The following is a 25,254-nucleotide window of genomic DNA, read 5'->3' as shown; positions in this document are numbered from 1 at the left end:
CCGAACTCTGGTGTCCGTTCCGCCTGTTGGCTGTGGCCGACGTGGCTCAGTCGCCGGACCTGACGCAGTATTGGCCGATGCAACCGGCATCACGACCTTCCCGTGTCGAGGTCTCGCGGAGCGAATTCCTCTATCTGTAGAAACCTCGGCCGGAAGCATCGGTTCCGGTCGCGCGTCCGCGGTCATGACGCCCGCGTCGCACCCCGGAAAGTCGGCGGACCAGTACCCCGGGTAGGCGGCCAGGCCGGACTCCGCGGTGTGCCCGCCTGCTTGGGCCGCGTCCGCTGCCGTCACGCACCGGGACCGCGGAGTTCAGCGCGTGCACCGGCAGCCCTCGGGAGCGGCTCGCCCGACCGCGCCGGATGCGCGCCGCCGGATGCGCGAAACGCGGGCAGGGGGCCCGGGTGACCCCGGACCCCCTGGCTGATGTTCAGTTGTGCATGGCCGGTGCGGGCGCGCCCGCACCGGCGCACGTCGATGTCTAGAAGGCCACAGCAGCCGCGCTGCCGTCGGGATCCCGGTCGAACCGGAAGTTGAACCTGCCCTCACCCTTCGAGCAGCTCTGGGTGGTCACGATTTCGCTTCCCCATCCGCTGTCGGTGTCGTCCGCGAGACAGGTGTTCCGCCTGACGGACCTGATCCTGAGCTGGCCCGTGTCGTCCCAGTACTGCATGTCGAAGAGTTGGCCGTCGGTGCCGTCGCAGGGGTATCGGCGAAGCCTTTGGTCCCAGGCGTCCAGACACTGTTCTTTCGTACCCGCTGGTCTCTGGGTCACCCTGATGGTGTAGTTGTTGTTGCCTGCAGGGACGAACCTGAAGTGGCCCCACGCCCCTGCCCGTCTGTTGCGGGACACGATGCTGGCACCATAGGTGGTGGCGTTCTGCGCCTCCACCTCAATGGCGCGGTTGCCGTCGTGGGCGTTGTACAGCGAGACGCCCGCGTTGGCCCGTAGGACGTCGAACATGACGGCGTAGTGGTCGGAGCCGTAGCCTATGGCGGCGCCACCGTAGCCAGGGATCCGTTGGTTGGTCACCATGTAGTCCAGCTCTCCACCAGACTGCTGGGTGGGTTCGTTGGTGACGTATTTGTGCATACCGCGTTCGATCTGGAGGGTGCTGGGGTCGCGGTTGAAGTCGCCCATCGCGGCCCATATGCGGCTTCCCGCTTGACCGGCGATGTTCCGCACCAGCTGTGCGCCGTCGTTGCCCCCGGTCGCCAACGCGTGCACGGTGTAGAAGAGCGTATTGCCTATGGTGATGCCCAAGGCCGGCCGGGACGTCGGAAGCCCGTTGTTGCCATAGAAGGCGGGCCGGGCGATGTGTACCTGGTTGGCGTCGTAGCGGGTCAGGATGGCGAGGTTCACCCGGTTGCCGCCGAAGTCGGTACGCACGAAGTAGATGTGCCAGTCCGCGGCCTGGCCCTGCGGTCGCCAGAGCCACTCCTGTACACGCCACCCGTTCCACTGGTCGTTGCCCGTCAGGTAGGGGCTCGTCCATTCCAGACGCGCGCTTCCCGGCGGTCTGGGGCCGGCCTCCTGCAGCGCGATCACGTTGTAGCCGTGGTTGATGATCTGAACGATGTCGGCCGTCCACTTGCCGTCGCCGCCCTGCATGTTGTACGTGGCGGGGCGATAGTCCGTCACCGCGGCGGAGGCGCGCTGCGGCGCCCCGAGGGTGACGAGCAGGCTCGCCAGCATCGTCACCACGAACAGCGGCACAAGGAATCTCAGCCCTGTTCGACCGCTGCCGCGGCGATGCTGTTTCCCACCGGATGCCCGAGGGAGGGGAATTCTCATCGATTGTCCTTTCTGGCCAGCGCCGATGACGGCGCGAAGGGGTGCGCGAGGGGTCGGCTACGGGACAGTGGCCGTCGTGTTGTCGGTGGAGGCCGGCGTGAGTGGCGTGACCGCTTTGATCACGACCTTGTTCGGGTAGGCGGTGAGCAGCGGATCGGTGACCGATGCCGGGGCGTCGGTCTCCACGACCACGCGGTCGCTCATCGCGTCGTAGCGGACCGTGACGCTGTAGGCGGTGGTGTCGCCGTCGGCCGATACCTGCCGGATGGCCTCGTCCTGGATGTCGGTGATCTGGGCGAGCGTGAACTGGGGGCTCTTGGCGGTGGTGGGGACAGGCCAGTCGGCCGGGACCTCTCCGTACTCGGAGGTCCACCCGGGCGGCTTCTGCAGGTCGTCGATGTCGCCGGCGTAGTCCGACGGGAAGATGATGACCGGTCCGATGGTGGGGTCGTCGAACGCGGCGAGCGCGCAGTTGTAGTCGGCGAGGGCCTGGACCTGCTGCCACGCCAGTTTCGTCGCGGCATCGCTGACACCCGCCGCCGGCGCGACGTCAACGTTCAGCACGTTGTCCACGGTCGCCTGCTCCGGAGCGCAATCGGCCGGTGGCGGGTCGTCGAGCGTGTACCCCTCGAGCACGATCTTGCCGGGGTACTGGGCGACCAGGGGATCGGTGACCGATGCCGGGGCGTCGGTCTTCACCACCATCATGTCGATCGATACGTCGTAGTAGGCGCTCACCCGGTAGTTGGTGTCGTCGTTCGGTTGTATCTGTGCCTTGACCGCGTTCTGGAGATCGGTGATCTGGTCGAACGTGAACTGCTGACTGAACCCGGTGACGGGGACGGGCCAGTCGGTGGGGACCTGCCCGAACTCGTTGGTCCAGTCCGGTGGGCGCTGCAGGTCGTTGATGTCGCCGGTGTAGTCCGACGGGAAGATGACGACGGGCCCGACCTCGGGGTCGTGGAACGATCCGAGCGCGCCGTTGTAGGCGGCCAGGGCCTGCACCTGCTCCCACTGGTCTTCGGTTCCGGTGGCCACGCTGTGTACCTCGGAGGAGGACAGGGCCCGGTTGTAGACGCGGAAGTCCCGCATCCGGCCCTTGAAGTACAGGTCGTTGGAGTACAGCGACCGGCCGATGTAGTCCGCGGTCGTCGTCCCGCCGCCGATCGAGCCCGGGGTGATCGTCACGTTGGTGTTGCGGGCCTTCTCCACCCCGTTCTCGTACAGGATGCCGGTGTTGCCGGTCTGGGTGTACGTGACGTGCTTCCACATGCCGCGTGCCAGCTGGTACGAGGTTGCGGGCCGGGTCTGCTGCTCGGCGGTGAAGGTGGTCTGCGTGATCCCGGTGCGGAACTGGTTCCCGGTGGAGAACAGGTAGCCGTTGCCGCTGGTGCCGCTGGAGTTGCCGAACCCGTAGAGGAAGTACGGCTTGCCCATGGTCGGATCGATCCACACGTCGAAGTCGACGCTGATCGAACTGAGCCCGGCCATGATGTTGTCCGGCACCTTGACGTACGTGTTGGAGCCGTTGAAGGCCAGCCCCTCTTCACCGCCCCATGAGGCGGTGCCGTTGACCGTTCCGTTGCGGCCGTTGCCCGAGGAGTCGGCCGCGACCGTGCCGGACGTCTCGTCGAGCTTGTACCGCAGCAGCAGACCGCTGGTGATCTCGGCCTGGGCCGGCGCGGCGGTTGTCAGCGCGCCGGCGGCCAGCGCGAGGGACAGGACGGCGACGGCGCCGGCGGAGATCCGCCGTCGCAGCGCGGCGCTCGTGCGGACCAGAGGGGGAGCCTCCGTGGCGGCTGGGCCACGATGCAGCGCGGCCATGACGCGGGCGGCCACTCGCCCCGTCCCGGCCACGTTCATTCTTCGCATGGTCTTCCTTCCAGAGCGGTACGCAAAGATCCGATTCGACGGCTGTGGGGCTGCGTAGGTGACGTGTATCCCGGAGGGATGAGGCGAGGTTGCCCGAGGGCATCCGTCGAGGCATTCCAGGGGAGGCTCTGCGGCACCGGGTGTTCCCGATGGCGGGCGACCAGGTGGACCGGGTTCGGTCGCTCATGGCCAGTCGCCGCAGCGAATGGCGAAGACTCGACAGCTGTCGGATGCGGATGCTTCTGTGACAGGGCCCGGCTGCCCGGGTCCCGTTGTACTGGCGCCATGGGACGCCGGGGCGGAAAGGCCGTCGCAGCGGGCCTGGTCCGCCTCGGTGTGGCGTCATGCCGAAAGGATGCGGGCCGCGGCACACCCCGGCCCATGGGTATTTTTACGGGGGTCCTTACGGGGGTTTTACTGCGTGGGTGATTCGTTCGCCGCCCACCAGCCCGCAATCTGGGCACGGGAGCCGAAGCCGAGCTTGGCCCGGATGTTCTCGATGTGGCCGTCGACCGTGCGCGGGGAGAGGACGAGCGAGGCGGCGATCTGCCGGTTGCTCATGCCCTTGGCCACCAACGCGGCCACCTCCCGCTCGCGGCGGGTCAGCGAACTCGGGGCGGTGGCCTGGGCAGCCTGGTCGGTGGCGGTGCCGGTGCCCAGGGCGTAGTCGATGGCCCGGCCGGGGCTGTCGTGGCCGCCTCCGTGGGCGAGTTCCCGCTCGTACGCCACCGCGCCCAGGGCTCCTACGACCGACTCCGCGCACCGCGCGTGGTATTCGACCATCAGCGGGCCGAACGCGGAGAGGCTGGTGCCGAGATCCCGCCACAGGGAACGCGCCGCACCCAGCAGCCGTGCCGCCCGCTCGTACTCGCCGTCGGAGGCGGTGATCCAGGCGAGCAGCTCCAGCATCAGCGCCGCCCCGAGGTGGTCGTTGAAGCCCCGCTCGATCCCGAGCCCGGCCCGGATCAGCGCCATACCGCTCTCGCGGTCACCGCGCACCCAGGCGTCATAGCCCAGCGCCCACAGCGCGTGCGCGCGGCCCCAGCGCTCGCCGTGCGCCTCCGCCACGGCGAACGCTCGCCTGCCGGTCTCCGCCGCACTCGGGTCCCCGAGGTGAGTCTGGGCGATTGCCAGCTGGAACAGCACGAAGACCGACCCGGCTGCCCCCTCGGCCGCCGTGTGGGCGGTGATCGCGCGCTCGTACAAGGGCACTCCCTCGTCCATCCGCCCCTGGAACACCGCCAGCCCGGCGCGCAAGCCCGTCACGTACGCGAGCACCAACGGATCGGTCAGTCGCTCGCCCAGCTCGTCGGCCTCGGCCAGCCATGGCTCGGCCGCCGCGTGATCGCCCTGCAGCAGCGCCACCCAGGCGGCGACCCACAGTGCCCGGGCGCGGGCCCGGGTGGGCTCGGGCGCGGCTGCGAGGGCCCCGGCGAGCCGGCGGCGTCCCTCGCCGAGGAAGCCGCCAGCACACCAGTGGAAGCGCAGCGCGGCGGCCAGCGCAAGTGTGGCCTGCGGGCTGCCGCCGTGGTCGAGTGCCGCCAGCAGGTTGGAGTGCTCGGCGCGGAGGCGGGCCAGGGCCTCCTCCTGGCCGGGGCCGTACCAAGTGTCGGCGACCCGCTCGGCGAGGGCGAGGAAGAAGGCGCGGTGGCGCCGCAGCAGCCGTTGTTCCTCCCTCGATTCGGCGAGCCGGGCTCTGCCGTACTGGCGGATGGTCTCCAGCAACCGGTAGCGCGGCTGGCCCTCGTGCTCGGTGGTCAGGACGACGGACTGGGCGACCAGCCGGTCGAGGAGGTCCAGCACCTCCTGCCGAGCGATACCCGCACCCGAGCAGACGCCCTCGGCCGCGTCCAGCCCGAATCCGCCGGCGAAGACCGACAGCCGGTTCCACAGCCACTGCTCGGCCGGCGTGCACAGCTCGTAGCTCCAGTCGATCAGCGCACGCAGCGTGCGCTGTCGCGGCCGCGCGGTCCGGCTGCCCCTGGTGAGCAGGGTGAAACGGTCCTCCAGCCGGTCCACCGCCTGTTCCACGGTGAGCGTACGCAGCCGGGACGCGGCCAGCTCGATCGCCAGCGGCAGCCCGTCCAGGGCGGTGCAGAGCCGGGAGACCCCGTCCCAGTTCCCGTCGGTGATCCGGAACTCCGGCCGCACAGCGGTGGCCCGGTCCCGCAAGAGCTCGATCGCTTCGTCCGGCACCGACAGGGGCAGAACGGTGAGGACGTGCTCGCCCGCGATGCCCAGCGTATGGCGGCTCGTCGCCAGAATCCGCAGTTCCGGGGCGCCCGACAGCAGGGCGTGCGAGAGCTGGGCGCAGGCGTCCACCAGGTGCTCGCAGTTGTCCAGCACGATCAGCGCGCGGCGCCCAGCCAGATGCCTCGCGAGCTGGTCGAGGGCGGGCCGGGCGCCCAGGTCCGCGACCCCCAGCGCGGTCGCGGCCGCGCTCGCCACCGTCGACGGGTCCCGCACCACGGCCAGGTCGACCAGCCATGTCCCGTCCGGGAAAGCTTTCCTGGACAGAGCGGCCACTTCAAGCGCCAGCCGTGTCTTGCCCACACCGCCGACCCCGGTGAGCGTCAGCAGCCGCGTCGAGCCGAGGACGCGGCGTGCCTCGGCGATGTCGCGCTGCCGGCCCACGAAGCTGGTGAGGGCCACGGGCAGATTCCCCGCTTCCGAGATTACGCTGGTCACGTACCTTTACCTTCCACCCGCCGGGGCTGTCGTCGCAGCGGGTCGCCTTTCGTACCCAAACCCTTCCCAAAGTGGCCCGAACGGGACTTTACTCTCAGCGTGGCGCTCCCTCTTCGCGGCGCCTGGATCCGGCGTCCCTCACCACGGCGGCAGAGCGGCAGGGACATGTCTGTGACCGGAGGTTGACCCGGTCACAGGCACGGTGGCCCTGCGGCCCTGTCACGACGTCAGCCGACGCGGTCGGTCCGGCATGCCATGCCGGACCGACCGCCTGTCGCACGTCGCGCGAGCACACTGCGGGAGGCGGGGAGCCGTAGCTCCGGGCGATCGGCGTCAGTGTCGCTGTTCTCGTGGTCCTCCGCCCCGACCGGTACGTCCACTTCCGCCAGCACGGCGTGGACGTGACCGCTCGAAGCGCTTTCTGCCTGTGCCAACCGACGTGTCTCCCCGACCTCGATCACGCTTTCCCAACAAGCCGGAGGACCAAGCCACTTCGGCTCAAGATGCGCCGATGCTGACGAGGGTGCGCTGATGGACCGCTTCCACGTCACCCACGGCGTCGACGGAGGCCGTCCGGTCCGCGTAGTGGTCGAGCAACGGGCGGGTCTCGTTGTGATAGATCCGGAGGCGATGGCGGATGACGGTCTCGGTGTCGTCGGCCCGCCCCCGGTCCAGCATGCGGCGTACCACCAGGTCGTCGTCGATCCGGAACTCCAGTACCGCGTCCAGACCCTGGCCCAACTCCGCGAGGATCGAGGCCAGCGCGTCAGCCTGGACGATCGTTCGGGGGAACCCGTCGAGAAGGAAGCCGTTGGAGGCGTCCGGTTCGAGCAGCCGGTTCCTGGTCATCTCGACGGTCAGTTCCACGGGGACGAGTTCGCCGGCATCGAGATACTCCTTTGCCGCGAGACCGAGTGGTGTTTCCCGCGCGATGTTGTTTCGGAACAGGTCACCGGTCGAGATATGAGGCACGCCGAACTTACTTGACAGGAGGGCTGCTTGGGTTCCCTTGCCGGCGCCGGGAGGGCCGAGGAGTAGAAGTCGCACGGGCGGGGGTCCTTCGTTTCGGTTCTTGTCAGTCCGTGGTACGCAGCGCGTCGAACACCTTGGGGTCGACCAGGGTGGAGGTGTCACCGAGTTCGCGCCCCTCGGCGACGTCACGCAGCAGGCGTCGCATGATCTTGCCGCTGCGGGTCTTGGGCAGTTCGGGAACGATCACGATCTGCCGCGGCCTCGCGATGGGGCTGATCTCCCGGGACACCTCGGCCTTGAGCTCTGTGATCAGTTCGGCACCGGTGTTCGCGACGCCGCCACGCAGGATCACGAACGCAACGATGGCCTGTCCGGTGGTCTCGTCGGCCGCGCCCACGACCGCGGCTTCGGCCACCGCGCGATGGCCGACCAGCGCCGATTCGACCTCGGACGTCGAAATACGGTGTCCCGACACGTTCATCACGTCATCGACCCGTCCGAGGATCCACAGGTCGCCGTCCTCGTCGAGGCGCGCGCCGTCACCGGCGAAGTACCAGCCGCGATCGCCGTACCGGGACCAGTAGGTTTCCCGATAGCGCTCCATGTCGCCCCAGATGCCCCGCAGCATCGAAGGCCAGGGCTGGTCGAGTACGAGATAGCCGCTGTCGCCCGGACCGAGTGGCTCCGCGGCGTCGTCGACGACCTTCGCCGAGATACCGGGCAGCGGCGTCTGCGCGGAACCGGCCTTGGCGGCGGCCACCCCGGGCAGCGGCGAGACCATGATCGCGCCGGTCTCGGTCTGCCACCAGGTGTCGACGACCGGAGCCGTGTCCTTGCCGATCACCTCGCGGAACCAGCGCCACGCCTCCGGATTGATGGGCTCACCGACGCTCCCGAGCAGGCGCACCGATGACAGGTCGTGGGCGTCCGGAATCTGGCGGCCCCACTTCATGAACGTACGCACGAGAGTGGGCGCGGTGTAGTAGATGGACACCCCGTATTTCTCGATCACATTCCAATGCCGGTGCTCGTCAGGCGAGTCCGGCGTTCCCTCGTACACCACCTGTGTGGCGCGGTTCGAGAGCGGCCCGTACACGATATAGCTGTGCCCGGTTATCCAGCCGATATCGGCTGTGCACCAGTAGACGTCCTTTCCGGCCTTGTGGTCGAACACATAGTGGTGGCTGTATGAGGTCTGGGTGAGATAGCCGCCGGAGGTGTGGACAATTCCCTTCGGTTTCCCCGTAGTGCCCGAGGTGTAGAGGATGAACAGCGGGTGCTCGGCGTCGAACGGCTGGGCCTCGTGCTGGGGGGACGCCTTCGCCACGGTCTCGTGCCACCAGAGGTCGCGCCCCTCGGTCCAGTCGACCGGTGAAGCGGTGCGCTTGACGACGAGTACGTGCTCGACGGACGCGGCGCCGTCGACCGCGGTGTCCACGGCGTCCTTGAGCGCGGCGGCCTTGCCCCGCCGCCACTGCCCGTCGGTGGTCACCACGAGACGGGCCTGGGCATCGTCGATGCGCGAGCGCAGCGCCGTGGCGGAGAATCCCGCGAACACCACGCTGTGGGTGAGCCCGAGCCGGGCGCAGGCGAGCATGGAGACGATCGCCTCGGGCACCATCGGCATATAGATCGCGACCCGCTCACCGGGGACCAGCCCCAGCTGCGTGAACGCGTTGGCGGCGCGGCTGACGTCGGCGAGCAGCTCGGCGTAGGTGATGTCACGGCTGTCGCCCGGCTCGCCCTCCCAGTGGAGGGCGACCTGGTCGCCGTACCCGTCGATCACATGACGGTCTAGGCAGTTGTAGGCCACGTTGAGCTTTCCACCGACGAACCACTTCGCCAGCGGTGCGTCGTCCCAGTCCAGCACCTGTGTCCAGGGCTCGTGCCAGTGGAGCCGGGCAGCCTGGTCGGCCCAGAAGCCCAAACGGTCTTCCTCGGCTGCCGAGTACAGGTCGGGGCCGGCGTTGGCCGAGGCCACGAAGTCCGCCGGGGGCGGGTACGACTGCACTCGGGTGAGACCGTCGTTGGTCGTCCTGGTCATCTGGACCGGTGTTCCCCTCTGTCATCGCTTGTCATCGCTGTGAAGCATCTTCAACCGTGCGGCGTGCGTCAGTTGAGTTCACGGCCGCGGATTCCTTCAAGCCGGACGCGGAGTTCGGCGGACGGTTGGCTTGTGTGAATGGACATGCATGTCCCTTGGGACGTCCACAGTGTGCCGCCCGTCATGCCGGGCCATGTCCCGGCAGTTGGCGGGAATCAACGAGGTATGTCCGCCAACTGGCGTGGGCCACACGGAAAGGGGCGTGACATTGCCACAGAGGGGCGTGAGATTGACATCACAAGAACAGAGGTCCAGGAATAGTTTATGTCACGAACTCTTTGTTGTGTGATCTGAATCTCAATCGGTTCTATTCAAATCAATGTATGCAGGCTACGGCGGCCGGGCGCCGTATCAATGGGGCATGTCGTCCAGAGCGACGGACTGGCTGACGATCCTGGTCGGTTCCGCGACCAGCAGCACGACACTGTGACCGAGGAGATCGGCCTCGCCGGTCTCCCGGAAACCCGCGGCATCGAAGACCTGCCGCACGGCGGTGTCCGCCACGGCCGGTGCGGCGACGACTCGGCGGCACCGCGGATCCGCGGCAAAGAGGGCGGGCGTGAGAGTGCGGAGAAAACCAGGAGCCAGACGCTGCCCCGAGCGGCCGGCTTCACCGATCCTGATGTCCAGCGCGAGATCACGAGCGCCCGGTGGATAACAGCCGCGCAGGGGGTGGCACAGCACCCGGGAGATCTCCAGCCGGAGGACTGCCTCGCCGCCAAGGCCGGCCAGGCAAGCCAGGTAGGCCCGGGTACAGCCGCCGGCGGCAGATGCAGGGCCGATCTCACGCAACGTCCAGCCCTCGCCGAGTTCGGGCGCAGGCGCGGGCGGGCCGGGCACGGTCCCGGGAGGAAGGTGCATATGACGGCTCCGGTCGAGTGGGCGGCGCGGGAGATCGAGGGGCATGTGTCGTACGGGCCGGGCGGCGAGGTCTGCCGGGAGGTGTGCTCAGAGGTTCGCGCCACCGGCGGGACTCTGGAAGCCGCGCACAGCGATGCCGCCGTCCACCGGGATCACCGCTCCGGTGACGTTGGAGCTGTTGACACGGGAGGCGAGGAGCACGTACGGGCCGGTGAAGTCCTCCGGCTCGACGCTGGAGTCGTACAACGGGATCAGCGGGGGCTGTTGCTCCCCGGATGCCTCGTTGCGGGCGAAGGACGCGGCGAGGGTTCTGCCGTCGAGGCCGAGGCTCTCGGGGCCCCTCAGCTGGGTGCGCATGCCGCCGGGGGCAACGCCGTTGACGCGGACCTTGGGGGCGAGTTCGTAGGCGAATTCGCGGAGCAGGCCGAGGCAGGCGTGCTTGCTGGCGGTGTAGAGAGGACCGCCTCCGTTGGTGTGCAGGGAGGAGTTGGACAGCGTCATGATGATGTTGCCGCGGGTGACGACCAGCTCGCGCCAGGCGGCCTCGACGGCAAGGACGTAGCCCTTGACGTTGACGGCGAAGATCTCGTCGAAAGCATCCGCCAACTGTGTGCCGGTGAGTTTGGTGACGCTGCGGTGGTAGTCCCAGATCCCGGCGTTGGGGACCAGGATGTCGAGCTTGCCGAAACGCTCGACGGTGGCCTGCACCGCGCGGTGCAGATCGTCGGTGGAGCGGACGTCGCCGGGCACCGCCAGGACGCGGCCGCCGTGCTCGCCGGCGGCGGCCACGACCTCCGCCAGCTGGTCGGCGTCGGGTCCCAGCACCGCAACGCTCGCGCCTTCGGCCACGTAGCGCAGCGCCACCGCCCGGCCGATGCCGGAGCCGCCGCCGGTGATCAGGGCGACATCGCCCGCCAGCCAGCCCATGGGGTCAGGCCTCTTCGAGGAAGTCGATGACCAGGCGTTCGAACTCGGGCTGCCGCTCCAGCTGGACCCAGTGGCCGCAGTTGCCGAAGACGTGCAGCTGGACATCGCGGATCTGCTTGAGCATCAGCTGGGCGCCGTCGAGGGTGATGGTGCGGTCGTCGCGCCCCCAGAGGAGCAGGGTCGGGGCCTTGATGCGGTGGACGCGCTGCCACAGCGGATCCATGCCGTGCCGCTTGGCGAAGGCGGCGTTGTAGGCGTGGTAGAAGGCCGTGTGCGAGGCTTCCAGGGATGCTTCGTACCGGGCCTGGACGGTGTTCTCCCAGCGCTTCGGTTCGGCGGTCATGACGCGGACGAAGTCCCGCATCTTCTTCACCGTGGGGCCTTCGCCGTTGTAGTAGCGGAACATCGCCTTCTGGCCCTCGGTCGGTGTCGGCCCGAACGGCAGCCAGCCGCCGCCGGGTGCCATCAGCACCAGCTTCTCGACCCGCTCGGGGACGGCGAGGGCGGTGGCGAGGGCGGCGGCGCCGCCGAGGCTGTTGCCCAGCAGGTGGAAGCGCTCGATGTGCAGGGCGTCCAGGGCTTGGAGCAGGGCGTCGACGGTGATGTCGGTGATGGAACGCTCGTCGAGGTCCTGCTCGGTGGGCCGGTAGCTGCGGCCGAAGCCGGGCTGGTCGGGGAGGATCACCCGGTGGTGCGCGGCCAGTGCCGGCAGGTTCTGCGCGTAGTTGGCGATCCCGTCGGCGCCGGGTCCGCCGCCGTGCAGCATGACCAGGGCCGGGCCGTCGCCCGCCTCGGTGACGGAGATCGGGCCGAGGGAGGTCGGCACGGTGTGTTCGACGAGCTTCGGCTCTTCAGCAGTGGTCACAGTGGGTCCTCGGGGGAAGGGGAACTAGAAGAAGGTGCTGATGTTCTTGGCGAGCAGGACGTTCTGGTCGAGGAGGATCGTGCGGCGGGCGATCAGCAGACTTCCGTCGCCGTCTCGGCGCAGGAGGTCGGTACGGGAGCCCGCGTAGAGGTCGACCTCGCGTTCCAGGCGGTTTCGGTAGCACAGAAACGCGGACTCGGCGACGTAGTGGCCGGGGCGTTCCTCGTCGGGGCGCACCATGACGTTGGTGATGAGGTGGCGGGTGCGGGACGGCGGGTCCTCGGCCCAGGCCATGCCGGAGTCGAAGCGGCGGATGCGCCACTGCAGGCTGGCCCTGGTCTCGTCGAAGATCGCGACCTCACCGGCCGCGCCGTCGGCGAGCGACTGCTGGCGGCGCAGCCGGTTGGTGCGCACCGGCGCCCAGTAGTGCAGGTCGTCGGCGAGCAGTTCCAGCCAGTCGGCGTACCGGTGCTGGTCGAGCAGTTGTGCTTCGTAGGTGTACAGCCGCTGTACTTCGAAGTGCAGCCGCAGGTCGTCGTCGAGTCGTGCGGCGGGATCCGCGGGAGCGGCTTGGGGCGAATGCGTTGTCATGCTTCCTCCTGGCCGGCCGCCGTTGCGGGTGGTGCGGCGCGTGGTGGTCGGGGTGGGCCGGCCCCGGTCTCAGACGCGCAGCAGGGCGCGCAGGTCGGCGGTTTCGTCGGCGAGACGGGAGGGGTCGACCGGTGCGGCGCGGTCGATGATCCGTCGTGCGGTCCTGATGTCGCGGCCTCGGTCGATCGCCGCGGCTGCCACCAGGTGGTCGCCGCGCAGCCCGAAGACGGTGAAGGATCCGTGGTCCGGTGCGCCGCGCAGCACGGTGCGTTCGGCGTCGGCCATGGTGCCGACCGCCTCCAGCCGGGAGCCGTGGCGGTCCGACCAGAACCAGGTCGTCTGCCCGGCCGGTGGCGCGGCGCCGAGGAGTCCGGCGGCCGCGGCCTGGCCGTCGCGCTGTGCGGCGTCCCAGTGCTCGTGGCGCAGGGTGTGTCCGTCGCGGCGGGCCAGGTCGCCGACGGCGAGGACACGCGGGTGAGAGGTGCGCTGCCGGTCGTCGACGACGACGCCGTTGCCGGTGTGCAGTCCGGCCGCCTCGGCGAGTGCGGTGCCGGGCCGGATGCCGATGCCCACCACGACCGTGTCGGCGGCCAGCGGCGCGTCACTGCCGGTGGTGTGCACGAGCACCTCGTCGGCTGCCGTCCTGCGTTCGATACGCTCGACGCCGCCGGTGACCAGGCGGATGCCCGCCTCGGCGTGTCTGTGGTGCAGTGCCCGCGCGATGTCGCTGCCCACCGCGGCGGCCAGCGGTACCGGTACCGGGTCGATCAGAGTGACCCGGCAGCCGAGTGCCGCCGCGGCGGCTGCGGTCTCGGCGCCGATCAGGCCGGCCCCGACGACGGCCACCCTCGCCCCGGGCAGCAGCCGCTCCCCCAGGCGCAGGGCGTCGTCCCAGGTCCGCAGCGTGTGCACGGCTCGGTCGTCGCCGCCCTCGACGGGCAGGGCGCGTGGTGTGCCGCCAGTGGCCAGCACCACCCGGTCGGCGGTGATCCGTCGTCCGTCCGCCAGCTCGACGGCGTCTTCGGCAGGGAGCAGCGCGGTGACGACGGCGCCGGTGCGGAGTTCGACGGCGTTGTCCGCGTACCAGGCGGCCGGGCGGAGCAGGAGATCCTCGTAGCGGGCCTTGCCGAGCAGTACGTCCTTGCTCAACGGGGGCCTGTCGTAGGGCAGTCCGTCCTCGGCCGACAGCAGCAGCAGGTCGCCGTCGAACCCCCCGGCGCGCAGTGCGTCACAGGTGGAGACGCCGGCCAGGCCTGCCCCGACGACGACGATCCGGTGCGGCGTGCTCATCCGGTGGGCTCCTGCCCCGGGTAGAGCCAGACGGCGCCGGAGCGGACCTCGACGCGGTGGGTGCGCATGCCGATGGTGGCCGGCATGCACTGGGCTTCACCGGTCCGGAGGCAGAAGCGGGCGCTGTGCAGCGGGCATTCGACCTCGCCGCCCTCGATCCAGCCGTCGGAGAGGGACGCCCGGCCGTGGGTGCAGGTGTCGTCCAGGGCGTAGTAGGTGTGCTCGTCGTGGAAGACGGCGATGGCGTCGTCGTGGCCGGTGAGCTCGGCCTCGACCTTCAGTGCCTCGCCCTCGGGGATGTCGCCGAGGGCCGCTACGCGAATGCCGGTTTCGGTGGTGCTGGTCATGACGGGTCCTTCTCGTGCCAGGCAGGGGTGTTCATCAGGTCTCGCCAGCGGGCGTAGAAGCCGCGGGCGGCCCCGTCGGTGTAGAGGCGGCCGGTCGTGCCGGGGTGCACCCCGTCGTCCGCCTCCAGGCCCAGGCCCATCTGGTAGTTGAGGGTCATCGAGCCGGCCATGAAGCCGTGCGCCGTGGCCTGGACCTCGCTCCAGTTCTCGCCGTCGTCCTGCTCGAAGATGCCGGTGGGGCCGAAGGTGCGCAGGTTGTAGAGGCGCTGCGCGTTTTTGACCTCGTCGGGCATCGACCTGTCGACCAGGGTCCAGGCCCAGACCTCCATCTTGTCCGGGCCCTTGGGGTGCCAGACGCGGATGCTCCCGTTGACCGGGAGGTAGGAGAAGTTCGGGAAGACCGTGGCATGACCGGTCGTCATCGGTCCCTCGACCCGGGCGTCGCCGAGCCGCTCACGCAGCTTCTCGTAGTCGTAGTACTGATGCACGACGCGGTCGTCGAAGCGGCTCTTGGGGTGGGTCGGGAAGCCGTGGCCGTGGCCGAGTTCGTCGGAGTACTGCCGCCCCGGTGTCTGCACGATCTCGGTGCTGGGGCCCTTGCCGGTCGGTGACATGACCATCAGGGCGGAAGCGTGCGAGATGTTGACGTGGTACCAGTCGGAGGCGAACTGCTCGGCGGCCAGCTTCCAGTTGCCTTCGAGCACCCACTTGTGGACGCCGCCGATGACCTCGGTGCCCTCCGGGTCGCGGTCGAGCATCGCGTCCATGTACCAGGTCATCCCGCCCAGCGCCGCGGCGAGCGAGGGAGCACCCGGGTTCCAGGTGGCGAAGACCAGCCCCTTGTACGTGTCCAGCTGGGCCACCTCGGTCAGGCCCCACTGCTCCTGGTCGAAGTGGGCCGGATAGTCCTCGCGGTTGGGTACGTTGACCAGTTTGCCGGAGGTGTCGTACGACCAGCCGTGGTAGCTGCAGGTGAAGGCCTTGGTGGCGCCGGCGTCCGCGCGGCACACCCGCATGCCGCGGTGACGGCACGCGTTGAGGAAGGCACGCAGCTTGCGGTCGCGGCCCATGGTGACGATGACCGGGTCCTCGCCCATGTATGTGGTGAAGAAGTCGCCGGGCTTGGTGAACTGGCTCTCGTGCGCGAGGAACAGCCAGCTGGGCGCGAAGACGCGGCGCAGTTCCTGCTGGTAGAGGGCGGAGTCGGCGAAGATCGTACGGTCGACCAGGCCGTGCTCCAGGTCGAAGTGGCCGCTGACGTCGGAGACCTTCATGCCCCCTGCCTCTCGGGGCGGCGGTGGCCCCACAGGCTGGTGCCGTCGACACGGGTGGCGGTCCACGGATCGGAGACGGTGATCGCGCCGTAGCCGTACTCGACCTCGAACCCGGACGGCGTGACCGCGTAGAAGGACAGCATCCTGTCGTTGCTGTGCCGGCCCAGCGTCAGCGCGATGGGGGTCCCGGAGTCCTGGGCGCGGTCGTACGCGTACCCGACGGTGTCGTAGTCGTCGGCCTCCAGCATGAAGTGGAACAGTTCCCCGGGGTCGATGTCCTTCTTCGGCTTGCGTTCCGGGTCGATGACCAGGCCCGCGAAGGCGAGGCTGTGGTGGCGCGGGTTGGTGTGCAGGAACGCGATCCGCTTGCGGCCCAGGTCGCAGAAGTCGCTGGGGCGGAAGCCGAGCAGCTGCGTGTAGAAGCGGTAGGTCGCCTCGAAGTCGCCGACGTTGAACACCACGTGGCCGAGGCCCTGGTCACCGGTGACGAAGCGCGCGCCGGTGGGCGAGACGAACGGGGTGACCGCGGTGCGGGCTCCGTGGAAGATCTCCACGCGGATGCCGTTCGGGTCCTCGATGTGGATCAGGCCCAGCACGTCGCGCTGCCGCAGCAGTTCGTCGTCGGCGTGCTTGACAGTGACCCCGGCCGTCTCCAACTCGGCGACGGCAGAGGCCAGTTCGGCCGGTCCCGGCACCTCCCAGCCGACGTATCCGAAGGCCTCGGTGTCGGCCTCGTGCAGCGCGATGCGCCAGGCGCGTTCGTCCGCGCGCAGCAGCAGTCCGTCATCGGTCGTGGTGACCCGCAGCCCCAGGACGTCCTCGGCGAAGGTTCGCCACTGATCGATCCTGCCGGTGCGGAGGCCGAAGTAGCCCAGTCCGCTCAGTTGCATGACGGCTCCGTTCTTGCTTGCTTGCTCACTCGTGGTTCAGTGGACGGTGGCCGTCAGAGCCGGCAGCCGCCCGGAGCGCACGGACAGCGTGCTGCCCGGGGTCAGTGGCACGGCGGCGTCCACCGCTCCGGCCATGACGAGCTCGCCCGCCTCGATGCCGACCCCGTAGGCGTAGAGGGTGCGCGCCAGCCAGGCCACCGGCTCCAGCGGATCGCCGAGGAGTGCCGCGCCGGCCCCTGCCGCCACCCGCCGCCCGTCGACAGACATCTCCACGTATTCGTCCTTGAGATCCCGCAGCAGCTCCGGAGTGGCCTCGATCGCGGGGCCGGCGACGACTCGGGCGGACGAGGCGTTGTCGGCGACCGTGTCGGCCAGCTCGATCTTCCACTCCTCGATCCGGCTGTCGATCACTTCCAGCGCCAGCAGCGTGTGCGACACGGCGGCACGAGCGTCGTCCGCGGTCACGTCCGGGCCGTACAGGCGCTTGCCGAGCACGAAGGCGATCTCGGCCTCGGCGCGTGGTGCGATCAGTTCGCCGGTGCGGATGACCCCGCTGTCGGCGATCACCATGCGGTCGAACAGCACCCCGAAGTCGGGCTGGTCCACACCGAACTGACGCTGCATCGCCTGTGAGGTGAGGCCGATCTTCCGTCCGACAAGCTGCTCCCCGGCGGCGAGGCGCGCCCTGGTGTTGGCGTCCTGAACGGCATAGGCCTCGGCGACGGTCAGTCCCGGGTGGAGCCGGGTGAGGGGCTCCACCGGGCTGCGGTCGGCCTCGGCCTTCCGCAGTACGGCGGCGAGTTCGTCGGGGACGACGCTCGGCGCGCTGTCGTATCGCTGCATGACCACAGCAGACGCCACTGGGCACGTGAGAGCCAGAACTCGTGCCGAGATGCGGCACATCGTGATGAGTGCAGGCCGGGCGAGGTGCCGCCGCTCCTCCGCCGGCTCGCACGGACCCGACTGCCGACACCCTGGAGTCGCATCCGTGCCGCGCGCCGGAACACTCGCTGGATCAATGGGGCACGCCGAGGGTTGTCTTCGTTCACATGCCCGCGGATCCCGCATACCCGCGGATACAGACAGCTCATGGAGGACCGATGCTTGCCGCCGTTGCCGTACACCAGGACCCGGACGATCCGCTGAGCGGTCTGGAACTGCGCGAGGTGCCCGACCCGAAGGCACCCGAGGGATGGGCTGTCGTGCGCGTGGTCGCGGCGGCGCTCAACCATCACGACCTGTGGACCCTGCGCGGTGTGGGGCATCCCGCGGACCGGCTCCCGATGGTTCTGGGGTGCGATGCGGCAGGTATCGACGAGGACGGCAACGAGGTGGTCATCCATCCGGTCATCGGTGACCCGGCCGCCGGTGGCGGTGACGAAACGCTCGATCCGGGGCGAGCCCTGCTCTCCGAACAGCACGACGGGGCGTTCGCCGAGCTGCTCTGCGTGCCGCGCCGCAATCTGGTCCCCAAGCCCGCGTCCTTGTCGTTCGAGGAGGCGGCGTGCCTGCCGGTGGCGTGGCTGACCGCATACCGCATGCTCTTCACCCAGGCCCGGATCCGCCCCGGTGACCGAGTGCTGGTGCAAGGGGCGGGGGGCGGCGTCGCCACCGCGGCCATCGCACTCGCCTCCTCCGCCGGCGCGACGGTCTACGCCACCAGCCGGTCCGAGTCCAAGCTGGCGGCCGCGCTGGAGCTCGGCGCTCACCACGTCGCGCTCTCGGGCGCCCGCCTCCCGGAGCGGGTGGATGTGGTCGTGGAGACCGTCGGCGAGGCCACCTGGGAGCATTCGCTCAAGTCGCTGCGCCCCGGCGGCACCGTGGTGGTGGCCGGGGCGACGAGCGGCGCGAGCCCGTCGGCCCACCTGGACCGGATCTTCTACCGGCAACAGCGGGTGCTCGGCTCCACCGGCGGGACCCGGCAGGAGTTCGTCTCACTGCTCCGCTTCATGGAGAGCGCGGGAATCCGGCCCCAGGTCGATCGCGTCCTGCCGCTGTCCGACATCCATTCGGGCTTCCGGGCGATGCTCGACGGCGAGCTGACCGGCAAGGTCGTCATCCGTGTGAGCTGATACCTGCGATCGCCCGCGGCGCGGCTCCCTCACCGTTACGGAGGGTGCGCGCGCCGCACCCACACGCAACCCCCGAACGGCTCGTACAGATCGTCCCACGAGGGGCGTTTACAACCCCCGAATGGTCACCTAAAGTTGACGCACGTCCACTCTGATGGTCGCCCATACCGAGTACCGGAGGCTGCCATGCCCTCTCAGGAGTCCCCCGTACAGATCACCGGCCTCGACCCGGCAGGTGACCCGGAACAGCAGACGGCCGTCGACAAGGCACTGGCACTCCTCATGTCACTCGCGGAGCAGCAGCGAGAGATCGGCGTCAGCGAACTGGCCCGTCGCACCCAGCTGACCAAGTCCACGGCGTTTCGGCTGCTGGGCATCCTGCACCGCAACAAGGTCGTCGAGCGGGTCGGCAGCAACTACCGGATCGGCACACACCTGTTCGACATCGGTAGCCGCGCCTACGGGGCGACCGCCCTGCTGCAGGAGTGCCTGCTGCCCTATCTGGCCGACCTGTACGAACTGACCCACGAAACCGTGCACCTGGCGGTTCTGCACGACACCGAGATCGTCTACGTCGACAAGATCCACGGCCATCGGGCAGCACGCTCGCCCGCGAAGGTCGGCGCGCGGATGCCCGCGTATTGTACCGGAGTGGGCAAAGCCCTGCTGGCCTTCGACGACGACGCGGCCGAGCTCGCCATCAGCCAAGGTCTGTTCCGGCGCACCGAGTACACCCTGACCGATCCGGCGCTGTTCCGAGGCGAACTGCGTCGTATCCGTCAGAGCGGGATCGCCTACGACCGGCAGGAGGCCGCGCCCGGCCTGGCCTGCGTCGCCGTGCCCATCATGGGCAGCCTCGGGCGTCCGGTGGCCGCGCTGTCGGTTGCCGGCGCAGACCACCGGTTCGATCCGAGTTCCTTCGCCCCGGCTCTACGACGGGTGGCCTACGACGCCGCGCGGGCCCTGGCCGCGGCAAGGGCCCGCGCGTCAATCCGGGCTCACGCACCCGAGGGCGCGGCACAGGCACTCATCCGCCCCTGAGCCGTCACGTTCAGGCAGTCCTACCAGCCGCTTCCCTGAGTTCCAGCGCCACGTCCACGATCATGTCCTCCTGGCCACCCACCACGCGGCGACGGCCGAGTTCGAGGATGATGTCGGACTCGGACACCCCGAAACGCTGAGCGGCGCGACGTGCGTGCAGCAGGAACGAGCTGTAGACGCCGCCGAAACCGAGCATCAGGCTGCCCCGGTCCAGCGACGGCAGCCGGCCGGCGCACTCCCTGGCCACGACGTCCTCGGCCACATCGGTCAGGGCCAGCACGTCGATGCCGGTCAGCGCTCCCGCCCGCTCCAGGGCCGCGGCCAGCACCTCCGTGGCGGCATTGCCCGCGCCGGCGCCCAGGCCGTGGAGCGAGCCGTCCAGGATGACAGCACCCGCCTCCGCAGCGGCAAGCGCGTTCGCCACACCACAGCCCAGATTGTTGTGGGCGTGCATGCCGAGCGGCACCATCTCACCGAGTTCCGCACGCAACGCCTGTACGCGGTGCGTGACCTGGTGCGGCAGCAGGGCTCCTGCCGAATCGACCACATACAGAGTGTCGGCTCCGGCATCGCTCATGATCCTGGCCTGCGCCGCGAGCCCCTCCGGGGAGATCATGTGGGAGAGCATCAGAAAGCCGACCGTCTCCAGCCCGAGTTCCTTGGCAGCCTTCAGATGCTGGACGGCGATATCGGCCTCGGTGCAGTGCGTGGCGATCCGGACGACGTCGATTCCCGCGTCCACCGCTTCCTTCAGGTCCTCGACGGTGCCGATGCCGGGCAGCAGCAGCGCGGCGAGCCGGGCGTGTGTCAGCTCTTCGCGCGCCTCCTTGATCAACTCGATGTCGGACGTGTGGCTGAAACCGTAGGTGAAGGACGAGCCGCCGAGCCCGTCTCCGTGCGTCACCTCCACCAAAGCCACCTGAGCGGCATCCAGCCCTCGGGCGACGGCGCGCACCTGTGCCGTCGTGAACTGGTGCCCGACCGAGTGCGAACCATCGCGCAGGGTGGTGTCGCAGACCAGCACCTCACGACCGGCCAGCGGGCCCTGGGTGCCGTCGCCGGTCACGGGTGAGTCGATCACGGACGGGCCACGCCGCTGGGTCATCTCTGCACTCCGCTTGATGTCGGTCATCGTCGTCCCGCTCCGGCCAGGGCGGGCGCCAGCCGCTCGGCGGTGGCGACGGCCGCCGCCGTGATGATGTCGAGGTTGCCGGCGTACTCGGGCAGGTAGTCCCCGGCGCCGCGCACCTCCAGGAAGACGCTCACCTTGGTGGTGCCGCCAGGGCCCAGGCCGGGCTCGATCAGAGGGCCGGCAGTGATCCGGTAGCCGGGCACGTACGAGGAGACGATCTTGGCCATGTCCTCGATCGACCGCAGCAGTTGCTGTTCGTCGAACGCCGGGTCCACCCCGCAAAGCACCGTATTGCGCATGATCACCGGCGGATCGGCCGGATTGAGGACGATGATCGCCTTGCCCCGCCCGGCTCCGCCGACCCGCTCCAGCGCCGACGCCGTCGTCTCGGTGAACTCGTCGATGTTGGCCCGCGTACCCGGCCCGGCCGCGCGGCTGGAAATGGTGGCCACGATCTCCGCGTAGACCACCGGGACGACCCGGCTGATCGCCGCCACAATGGGTACGGTCGCCTGCCCTGCGCAGGTGACGAGGTTCAGATTGGGCTCCGCCCTCACCTGGTCCAGGTTGACGGCCGGAACGACGAAGGGTCCCACCGCCGCGGGCGTCAGGTCGAGCGCGGTCAGTCCGGCCGCACGGTAGCGCGGGGCGTTGGCCGCATGGGCGCCCGCCGAGGTCGCCTCGAAGACGAGGTCGAACTCCTCGGCGCGCTCGAGCAGTCGCGCGACGCCGTCGCTGGTCGTCTCTATGCCCATCTCACGGGCTCGGGCGAGGCCCGGTGAATCGGGATCGATCCCCACCAGAAGCCCGGCCTCCAGTCCAGGGGACCGCTGGATCTTGGCAATCAGGTCGGAGCCGATATTGCCCGAACCCACCACCACGCAACGAAGTACCACTTGGCACCGCCTTCTCGATCGGCTGGTGCCACCGTCACTCCAGGCCCGGGTCCCAGCCAACCACCTGTGCCGTCCCGCGAAACGCGGTGATCAGCCGTGTGGTGCCGCGTTGTCCGAACCGTTGACATGCGTCCGCGTCGCACCGATCCCGCCGGTGCCCGGCTGCACCCTGGGGACGCTCACCACCAGGTGCAGCAGACTCTCTCCCTCCAGCGACTCGTAGACATGCGGCCGATCACCCGGGTACCGGACGAAATCGCCCGCCCCCAGCTCCACCGGGCTCTCGGCCGGACCCACCCGCACACGGCCGCTGATCACATACAGGTGTTCCAGGGTGCCCACCGGATGCGGCTCCGACAGCGCACCGGCTGCCGCCTGCCCCGCCTTGACGCGGAGCAGATAGTTCTCGATGACGCCGGACCCGTAGACATGATCCAAGGAGCGGGTCTCGAATCCGCTGTGCTCGTCCCACACGACCTCGCCGGCGCGCTGGACGGTCATCACCTGCTCGCGCTCGGCCACTATCCGAGTCACCGGAACACCGAGGGCGGACGCGATGGCGAACAAGGTGTCCACAGTCGGATTACCGACGCCCTGTTCCAGTTTCGACAGCGTCTGCTTGGCCAGACCCGCCCGGCGGGCGAGCTCGGCCAGGGACAACCCTCTCTGCTCTCGAAGGACACGCGTGTTCCGCGCGACGACGGCGTTTCCGGATGACATGGAGACACTGTATGTGGAGCGCCCCAGCGCGCTGAAGAACAAGGGTGCCGGGATCCCCGGTGCGGCTACCTGCTCGTGGCTGTCGGTCTGGGGCGCAAGCACGTCTTGGGACACTGCCGCTTGGGAGGAAGATCGTTTCGAAGCCGTGGACTCCGCTCGGCCCGATGTGCAGTTCGGCGGAGTCGCCAGCCTGCCGGCCGCGGCTGGCGTAGTCGACGGCCTCGTCGCGGAACCCTCCGACCTCGCCCACGTCGATGAAGGCCGAAGGCCGGCCGCCACGTCCTGTCACGCGAGCCGCACGAGGCCGAGTCGCCGTCCGGGCACCTCGACACCGAGCGTCTTGCCGCTCCCATCTAGGCTTCGTCGCCGCAGACCGCCGGTCCCTGTGCGGCTCGCTCATCATGATCGGCACTGCGCAGCGGCTCCTGACCGACCTCGACGTACCGTTCGAACGCGCCCACCAGGAACTCTTCTTCACCGACGACGAGCCGGTCCGGCCCATGCGGCACCAGGCGCACCGACCGACAGGCCGGTCGCCAGGTCACCATCACGCCCGACGACCGCTCCACCACTGCCTCGCTCGCCCGCGGGTCCACAGTCCTGGACGGGGCGTCGCACATCCGGCCCGACACACCCTGCGCGAGCAAGGGGGCGTCTGCGGCACCCACCGTGCTCCTCTCTATCGAGTGACTCCGGGGAGAAATGTGGTCGTTGACAGTCGAGGACAACGAGGCCGATATGCGTCGCCGCCATGCGCTCGAATCCACAGCGGCAGCCACCGGTTATGTGGTGACCTGCCACACGTTTCCGGTGTCCCCCAGGCTGACCGTCGGCTCCGACATCTGGGCACGGACTATGTGGATCACCCCGTGCGCGCAAGCGCCATTTGACGTGACGTGGAGCCATATCGACACCACTTGGCGCCTACTGCCCGTCGCGAGCACCGTCCATCATGCAGGCCAGGGCCACGACGCGGTGGCTCTGAATGCGAGGAGTACGAATGGCCAAGACCAAGCTCGCGCGCCCGCCATACGATCCAGAACTCGTCCCGGCGCTCACGGTCCTGTCCGAGACCATCCCGGCATCGATCACACCCGACCTCATCGAGACCATCCGTGCACAGTCGGCGGCCGGCCAGGCCGCAGCGAATGAAGACCTGAGCCGGGGCGGATCCATCGAGCTGGAGGAACGAACCGTCCCCGGGCCCGACGGCGCACCGGACATCTCACTCCTGATCGGCCGTCCGACGGGGCTCTCCACGCCTGCGGCGGGGATCTATCACACTCACGGTGGCGGAATGATCGTGGGCGACAAATGGACTCAGGTCGGCGATCTCCTTGACTGGGCTGTGCAGTTCGGGGCCGTCGTGGTCTCGGTGGAGTACCGGCTGGCGCCCGAGCACCCTGATCCCGCACCTATCGAGGACTGCTACGCCGGGCTGGTCTGGACCGCCGAGCACGCCGTCGAACTCGGCATCGCCCCGGAGCGCCTGCTGATCGCGGGCACCAGCGCGGGCGGCGGGCTGGCGGCAGGCACTGCCCTGATGGCCCGTGACCGGGGCGGTCCGGCCCTGTTCGGACAGCTCCTGATGCAGCCGATGCTTGACGACCGGATGCACACCCACTCCAGCCGCATGCTCAACGGAGACGCGACCTGGGACAGCACCTCCAACCGCACGGGCTGGACCGCGCTGTTGGGCGATCGGCTCGGCGGACCGGACGTGTCCATCTATGCCGCGCCGGCACGCGCGACGGACCTTTCCGGTCTTCCGCCCGCGTTCATCGACATCGGATCAGTGGACACCTTCCGGGACGAAGCCGTCGCCTACGCCGGTGGCATCTGGCAAGCGGGCGGGTCCGCGGAACTCCATGTCTGGCCCGGTGGCTATCACGCATTCAACGTCCTCGCGCCTCAGGCCGCGCTCTCGAAGGCCGCGAACTCCGCCCGGACCGAATGGCTTCGGCGCGCCCTCGGCGCCTGAGACGCTCTACGCCCTGGCAGTCGCGCGGACGCGGACACTGCGTCCCGTGCCACTGCCTGGCGCGTTGTATTTCGGGGTGGCCGTCAAGGTGCGTCCGCCAATCTGATGAGCCCCTCCATCAAGGCACGGACGGCCGCCTCGTCCCGGGCCTGCAGGGACGACACCAGTTCCTCATGCATGGCCACGACCCGGTCCGAATCCTGGAAGTCATGGCTGGCGTCAACCAGCAGGGCGAGTTCGGTGAGCACTTCATGCTGGTAGCGGGCCAGCACGGAGCTGCGTGCGGCGTGCCCCATGCCGTAGTGAAAGCGCAGATCCGCGTTGAGCCATACGGCCATGTCGCGATCACGGTGCGCTGCTCGCATCTCGTCGAGGCAGGCCCTCATGTGCTCAACGTCGGCGGCCGTGGCGTTCAACGACGCCAGGACCGCCAGAGGCACCTCGATCGCCCTGCGTGCCTGGACGAGCTCGGTATGCGCCCGTGAGCGCCATGTGTCGGAGTGCCGCGACAGCATCCGGAGCAGCTCTCGCGGGATGTCGTCCCGGATGACGCGGATGCCCCCGCTGTTGCCGCGGGTCGACTTGACGATGCCGTGCGACTCGAGGATCTTGATCGCTCCGCTGACGGTGCCCTGGGACACACCAACACTTTGGGCAAGGGCCCGAGCAGGTGGCAGGTGATCGCCACTGCGGTACGCGCCGGAGCGGATCGCCAGGACGATCTGATCGACCACCGCGTCAGGCCCCCGGCCGCCGTGGGAGTCCGCTGTCCCGAAGCGGAAATCCAGACGCGCCGCGCTCATCACACATCCCCGGTCGATCGGTAAGGACGAGGTGCGCGCACCTCGCCCAGCCTGATGGTTGACCGCCAAGGCTAGACGGCCCGTTCATCAAGCGCTAATTGAATTATTCATAAAAATGAACAATGACACCGGA

General features: G+C 69.1%; 22 protein-coding genes. 3 read left to right on the top strand and 19 right to left on the bottom strand.

The window, feature by feature from the left end:
• Positions 1–481 precede the first annotated feature (481 nt).
• The 14 genes from OG787_RS46180 to OG787_RS46115 all read right to left on the bottom strand — a co-directional run bounded on the left by OG787_RS46180 (position 482) and on the right by OG787_RS46115 (position 17,319).
• Positions 482–1,717 carry an endonuclease/exonuclease/phosphatase family protein gene (locus OG787_RS46180; RefSeq protein WP_405539473.1) on the bottom strand — a complete coding sequence of 412 codons (1,236 nt, stop codon included), beginning with the start codon at positions 1,715–1,717 and terminating at the stop codon, positions 482–484.
• Between the two features lie 135 nt (positions 1,718–1,852).
• Positions 1,853–3,667, bottom strand: a complete 1,815-nt coding sequence (locus OG787_RS46175; protein WP_405539472.1) for a LamG domain-containing protein — start codon at positions 3,665–3,667, stop codon at positions 1,853–1,855.
• 414 nt (positions 3,668–4,081) lie between these two features.
• Complete coding sequence (locus tag OG787_RS46170) at positions 4,082–6,355, bottom strand: ATP-binding protein (protein WP_405539471.1); 2,274 nt, start codon at positions 6,353–6,355, stop codon at positions 4,082–4,084.
• Between the two features lie 498 nt (positions 6,356–6,853).
• A complete protein-coding gene (locus OG787_RS46165) occupies positions 6,854–7,402 on the bottom strand; it encodes an adenylate kinase (RefSeq protein ID WP_405539470.1) in 549 nt (182 codons plus the stop codon).
• A gap of 28 nt (positions 7,403–7,430) precedes the next feature.
• Positions 7,431–9,371, bottom strand: a complete 1,941-nt coding sequence (acs, locus tag OG787_RS46160; protein ID WP_405539469.1) for an acetate--CoA ligase — start codon at positions 9,369–9,371, stop codon at positions 7,431–7,433.
• A 411-nt stretch (positions 9,372–9,782) separates the two neighbouring features.
• Entirely contained in the window at positions 9,783–10,292 is a 510-nt protein-coding gene (locus OG787_RS46155) for a GNAT family N-acetyltransferase (protein WP_405539468.1), read from the bottom strand.
• 87 nt (positions 10,293–10,379) lie between these two features.
• Positions 10,380–11,219 carry an SDR family NAD(P)-dependent oxidoreductase gene (locus tag OG787_RS46150; RefSeq protein WP_405539467.1) on the bottom strand — a complete coding sequence of 280 codons (840 nt, stop codon included), beginning with the start codon at positions 11,217–11,219 and terminating at the stop codon, positions 10,380–10,382.
• 4 nt (positions 11,220–11,223) lie between these two features.
• Entirely contained in the window at positions 11,224–12,084 is an 861-nt protein-coding gene (locus OG787_RS46145; RefSeq protein WP_405539466.1) for an alpha/beta fold hydrolase, read from the bottom strand.
• 24 nt (positions 12,085–12,108) lie between these two features.
• Complete coding sequence (locus OG787_RS46140; protein WP_405539464.1) at positions 12,109–12,675, bottom strand: 3-phenylpropionate/cinnamic acid dioxygenase subunit beta; 567 nt, start codon at positions 12,673–12,675, stop codon at positions 12,109–12,111.
• A 69-nt stretch (positions 12,676–12,744) separates the two neighbouring features.
• The gene (locus OG787_RS46135) at positions 12,745–13,965 is read right to left on the bottom strand and encodes an NAD(P)/FAD-dependent oxidoreductase (protein WP_405539463.1); all 1,221 of its coding nucleotides are present in this window, start codon (positions 13,963–13,965) and stop codon (positions 12,745–12,747) included.
• The gene (locus OG787_RS46130; RefSeq protein WP_405539461.1) at positions 13,962–14,312 is read right to left on the bottom strand and encodes a bifunctional 3-phenylpropionate/cinnamic acid dioxygenase ferredoxin subunit; all 351 of its coding nucleotides are present in this window, start codon (positions 14,310–14,312) and stop codon (positions 13,962–13,964) included. The genes OG787_RS46135 and OG787_RS46130 overlap by 4 nt, the downstream gene beginning before the upstream one ends.
• Entirely contained in the window at positions 14,309–15,586 is a 1,278-nt protein-coding gene (locus OG787_RS46125) for an aromatic ring-hydroxylating dioxygenase subunit alpha (RefSeq protein WP_405539460.1), read from the bottom strand. The genes OG787_RS46130 and OG787_RS46125 overlap by 4 nt, the downstream gene beginning before the upstream one ends.
• Positions 15,583–16,476 carry a VOC family protein gene (locus tag OG787_RS46120; protein ID WP_405539459.1) on the bottom strand — a complete coding sequence of 298 codons (894 nt, stop codon included), beginning with the start codon at positions 16,474–16,476 and terminating at the stop codon, positions 15,583–15,585. The genes OG787_RS46125 and OG787_RS46120 overlap by 4 nt, the downstream gene beginning before the upstream one ends.
• Positions 16,477–16,512: 36 nt before the next feature.
• Positions 16,513–17,319, bottom strand: coding sequence for a 2-keto-4-pentenoate hydratase (locus OG787_RS46115; RefSeq protein WP_405539458.1), 807 nt, complete (start codon positions 17,317–17,319; stop codon positions 16,513–16,515).
• A 257-nt stretch (positions 17,320–17,576) separates the two neighbouring features.
• On the opposite strand from OG787_RS46115, the gene OG787_RS46110 reads away from it, so the two are divergent.
• Together OG787_RS46110 and OG787_RS46105 are read left to right on the top strand one after the other, a co-directional pair.
• Positions 17,577–18,548 (top strand): zinc-binding dehydrogenase, encoded by a 972-nt coding sequence (locus tag OG787_RS46110; protein WP_405539457.1) that lies wholly within the window; start codon positions 17,577–17,579, stop codon positions 18,546–18,548.
• A 186-nt stretch (positions 18,549–18,734) separates the two neighbouring features.
• On the top strand, positions 18,735–19,589 hold the full coding sequence (locus tag OG787_RS46105; RefSeq protein WP_405539455.1) for an IclR family transcriptional regulator: 855 nt from the start codon (positions 18,735–18,737) through the stop codon (positions 19,587–19,589).
• Positions 19,590–19,599: 10 nt separating this feature from the next.
• Here OG787_RS46105 and dmpG read toward each other — a convergent pair whose 3' ends face one another.
• The 4 genes from dmpG to OG787_RS46085 all read right to left on the bottom strand — a co-directional run bounded on the left by dmpG (position 19,600) and on the right by OG787_RS46085 (position 23,005).
• The gene (gene dmpG / locus OG787_RS46100) at positions 19,600–20,694 is read right to left on the bottom strand and encodes a 4-hydroxy-2-oxovalerate aldolase (RefSeq protein ID WP_405539453.1); all 1,095 of its coding nucleotides are present in this window, start codon (positions 20,692–20,694) and stop codon (positions 19,600–19,602) included.
• Between the two features lie 23 nt (positions 20,695–20,717).
• A complete protein-coding gene (locus tag OG787_RS46095) occupies positions 20,718–21,617 on the bottom strand; it encodes an acetaldehyde dehydrogenase (acetylating) (protein ID WP_405539451.1) in 900 nt (299 codons plus the stop codon).
• 90 nt (positions 21,618–21,707) lie between these two features.
• On the bottom strand, positions 21,708–22,337 hold the full coding sequence (locus tag OG787_RS46090; protein WP_405539449.1) for a helix-turn-helix domain-containing protein: 630 nt from the start codon (positions 22,335–22,337) through the stop codon (positions 21,708–21,710).
• 353 nt (positions 22,338–22,690) lie between these two features.
• Positions 22,691–23,005 carry a hypothetical protein gene (locus OG787_RS46085; RefSeq protein WP_405539448.1) on the bottom strand — a complete coding sequence of 105 codons (315 nt, stop codon included), beginning with the start codon at positions 23,003–23,005 and terminating at the stop codon, positions 22,691–22,693.
• Positions 23,006–23,337: 332 nt separating this feature from the next.
• Here OG787_RS46085 and OG787_RS46080 point away from each other — a divergent pair, with 332 nt between their 5' ends.
• Positions 23,338–24,318, top strand: coding sequence for an alpha/beta hydrolase (locus OG787_RS46080; RefSeq protein WP_405539446.1), 981 nt, complete (start codon positions 23,338–23,340; stop codon positions 24,316–24,318).
• An 83-nt stretch (positions 24,319–24,401) separates the two neighbouring features.
• Here OG787_RS46080 and OG787_RS46075 read toward each other — a convergent pair whose 3' ends face one another.
• On the bottom strand, positions 24,402–25,121 hold the full coding sequence (locus tag OG787_RS46075) for a FadR/GntR family transcriptional regulator (RefSeq protein ID WP_405539445.1): 720 nt from the start codon (positions 25,119–25,121) through the stop codon (positions 24,402–24,404).
• Positions 25,122–25,254 lie beyond the last annotated feature (133 nt).

It is taken from the genome of Streptomyces sp. NBC_00075, from assembly GCF_045041225.1.
Lineage (GTDB): Bacteria > Actinomycetota > Actinomycetes > Streptomycetales > Streptomycetaceae > Streptomyces > Streptomyces adonidis.
This window is presented reverse-complemented; position numbering and strand designations above follow the sequence as displayed.

What these genes read in the sequence shown, in the direction of transcription:
- acs (WP_405539469.1), bottom strand. Translation starts at nt 9,371, where the DNA reads ATGACCAGGACGACCAACGACGGTCTCACCCGAGTGCAGTCGTACCCG.
- OG787_RS46090 (WP_405539449.1), bottom strand. Translation starts at nt 22,337, where the DNA reads ATGTCATCCGGAAACGCCGTCGTCGCGCGGAACACGCGTGTCCTTCGA.
- OG787_RS46135 (WP_405539463.1), bottom strand. Translation starts at nt 13,965, where the DNA reads ATGAGCACGCCGCACCGGATCGTCGTCGTCGGGGCAGGCCTGGCCGGC.
- OG787_RS46125 (WP_405539460.1), bottom strand. Translation starts at nt 15,586, where the DNA reads ATGAAGGTCTCCGACGTCAGCGGCCACTTCGACCTGGAGCACGGCCTG.
- OG787_RS46080 (WP_405539446.1), top strand. Translation starts at nt 23,338, where the DNA reads ATGGCCAAGACCAAGCTCGCGCGCCCGCCATACGATCCAGAACTCGTC.
- OG787_RS46175 (WP_405539472.1), bottom strand. Translation starts at nt 3,667, where the DNA reads ATGCGAAGAATGAACGTGGCCGGGACGGGGCGAGTGGCCGCCCGCGTC.
- OG787_RS46115 (WP_405539458.1), bottom strand. Translation starts at nt 17,319, where the DNA reads ATGCAGCGATACGACAGCGCGCCGAGCGTCGTCCCCGACGAACTCGCC.
- OG787_RS46140 (WP_405539464.1), bottom strand. Translation starts at nt 12,675, where the DNA reads ATGACAACGCATTCGCCCCAAGCCGCTCCCGCGGATCCCGCCGCACGA.
- OG787_RS46120 (WP_405539459.1), bottom strand. Translation starts at nt 16,476, where the DNA reads ATGCAACTGAGCGGACTGGGCTACTTCGGCCTCCGCACCGGCAGGATC.
- OG787_RS46075 (WP_405539445.1), bottom strand. Translation starts at nt 25,121, where the DNA reads ATGAGCGCGGCGCGTCTGGATTTCCGCTTCGGGACAGCGGACTCCCAC.
- OG787_RS46130 (WP_405539461.1), bottom strand. Translation starts at nt 14,312, where the DNA reads ATGACCAGCACCACCGAAACCGGCATTCGCGTAGCGGCCCTCGGCGAC.
- OG787_RS46155 (WP_405539468.1), bottom strand. Translation starts at nt 10,292, where the DNA reads ATGCACCTTCCTCCCGGGACCGTGCCCGGCCCGCCCGCGCCTGCGCCC.
- OG787_RS46105 (WP_405539455.1), top strand. Translation starts at nt 18,735, where the DNA reads ATGCCCTCTCAGGAGTCCCCCGTACAGATCACCGGCCTCGACCCGGCA.
- OG787_RS46150 (WP_405539467.1), bottom strand. Translation starts at nt 11,219, where the DNA reads ATGGGCTGGCTGGCGGGCGATGTCGCCCTGATCACCGGCGGCGGCTCC.
- OG787_RS46110 (WP_405539457.1), top strand. Translation starts at nt 17,577, where the DNA reads ATGCTTGCCGCCGTTGCCGTACACCAGGACCCGGACGATCCGCTGAGC.
- dmpG (WP_405539453.1), bottom strand. Translation starts at nt 20,694, where the DNA reads ATGACCCAGCGGCGTGGCCCGTCCGTGATCGACTCACCCGTGACCGGC.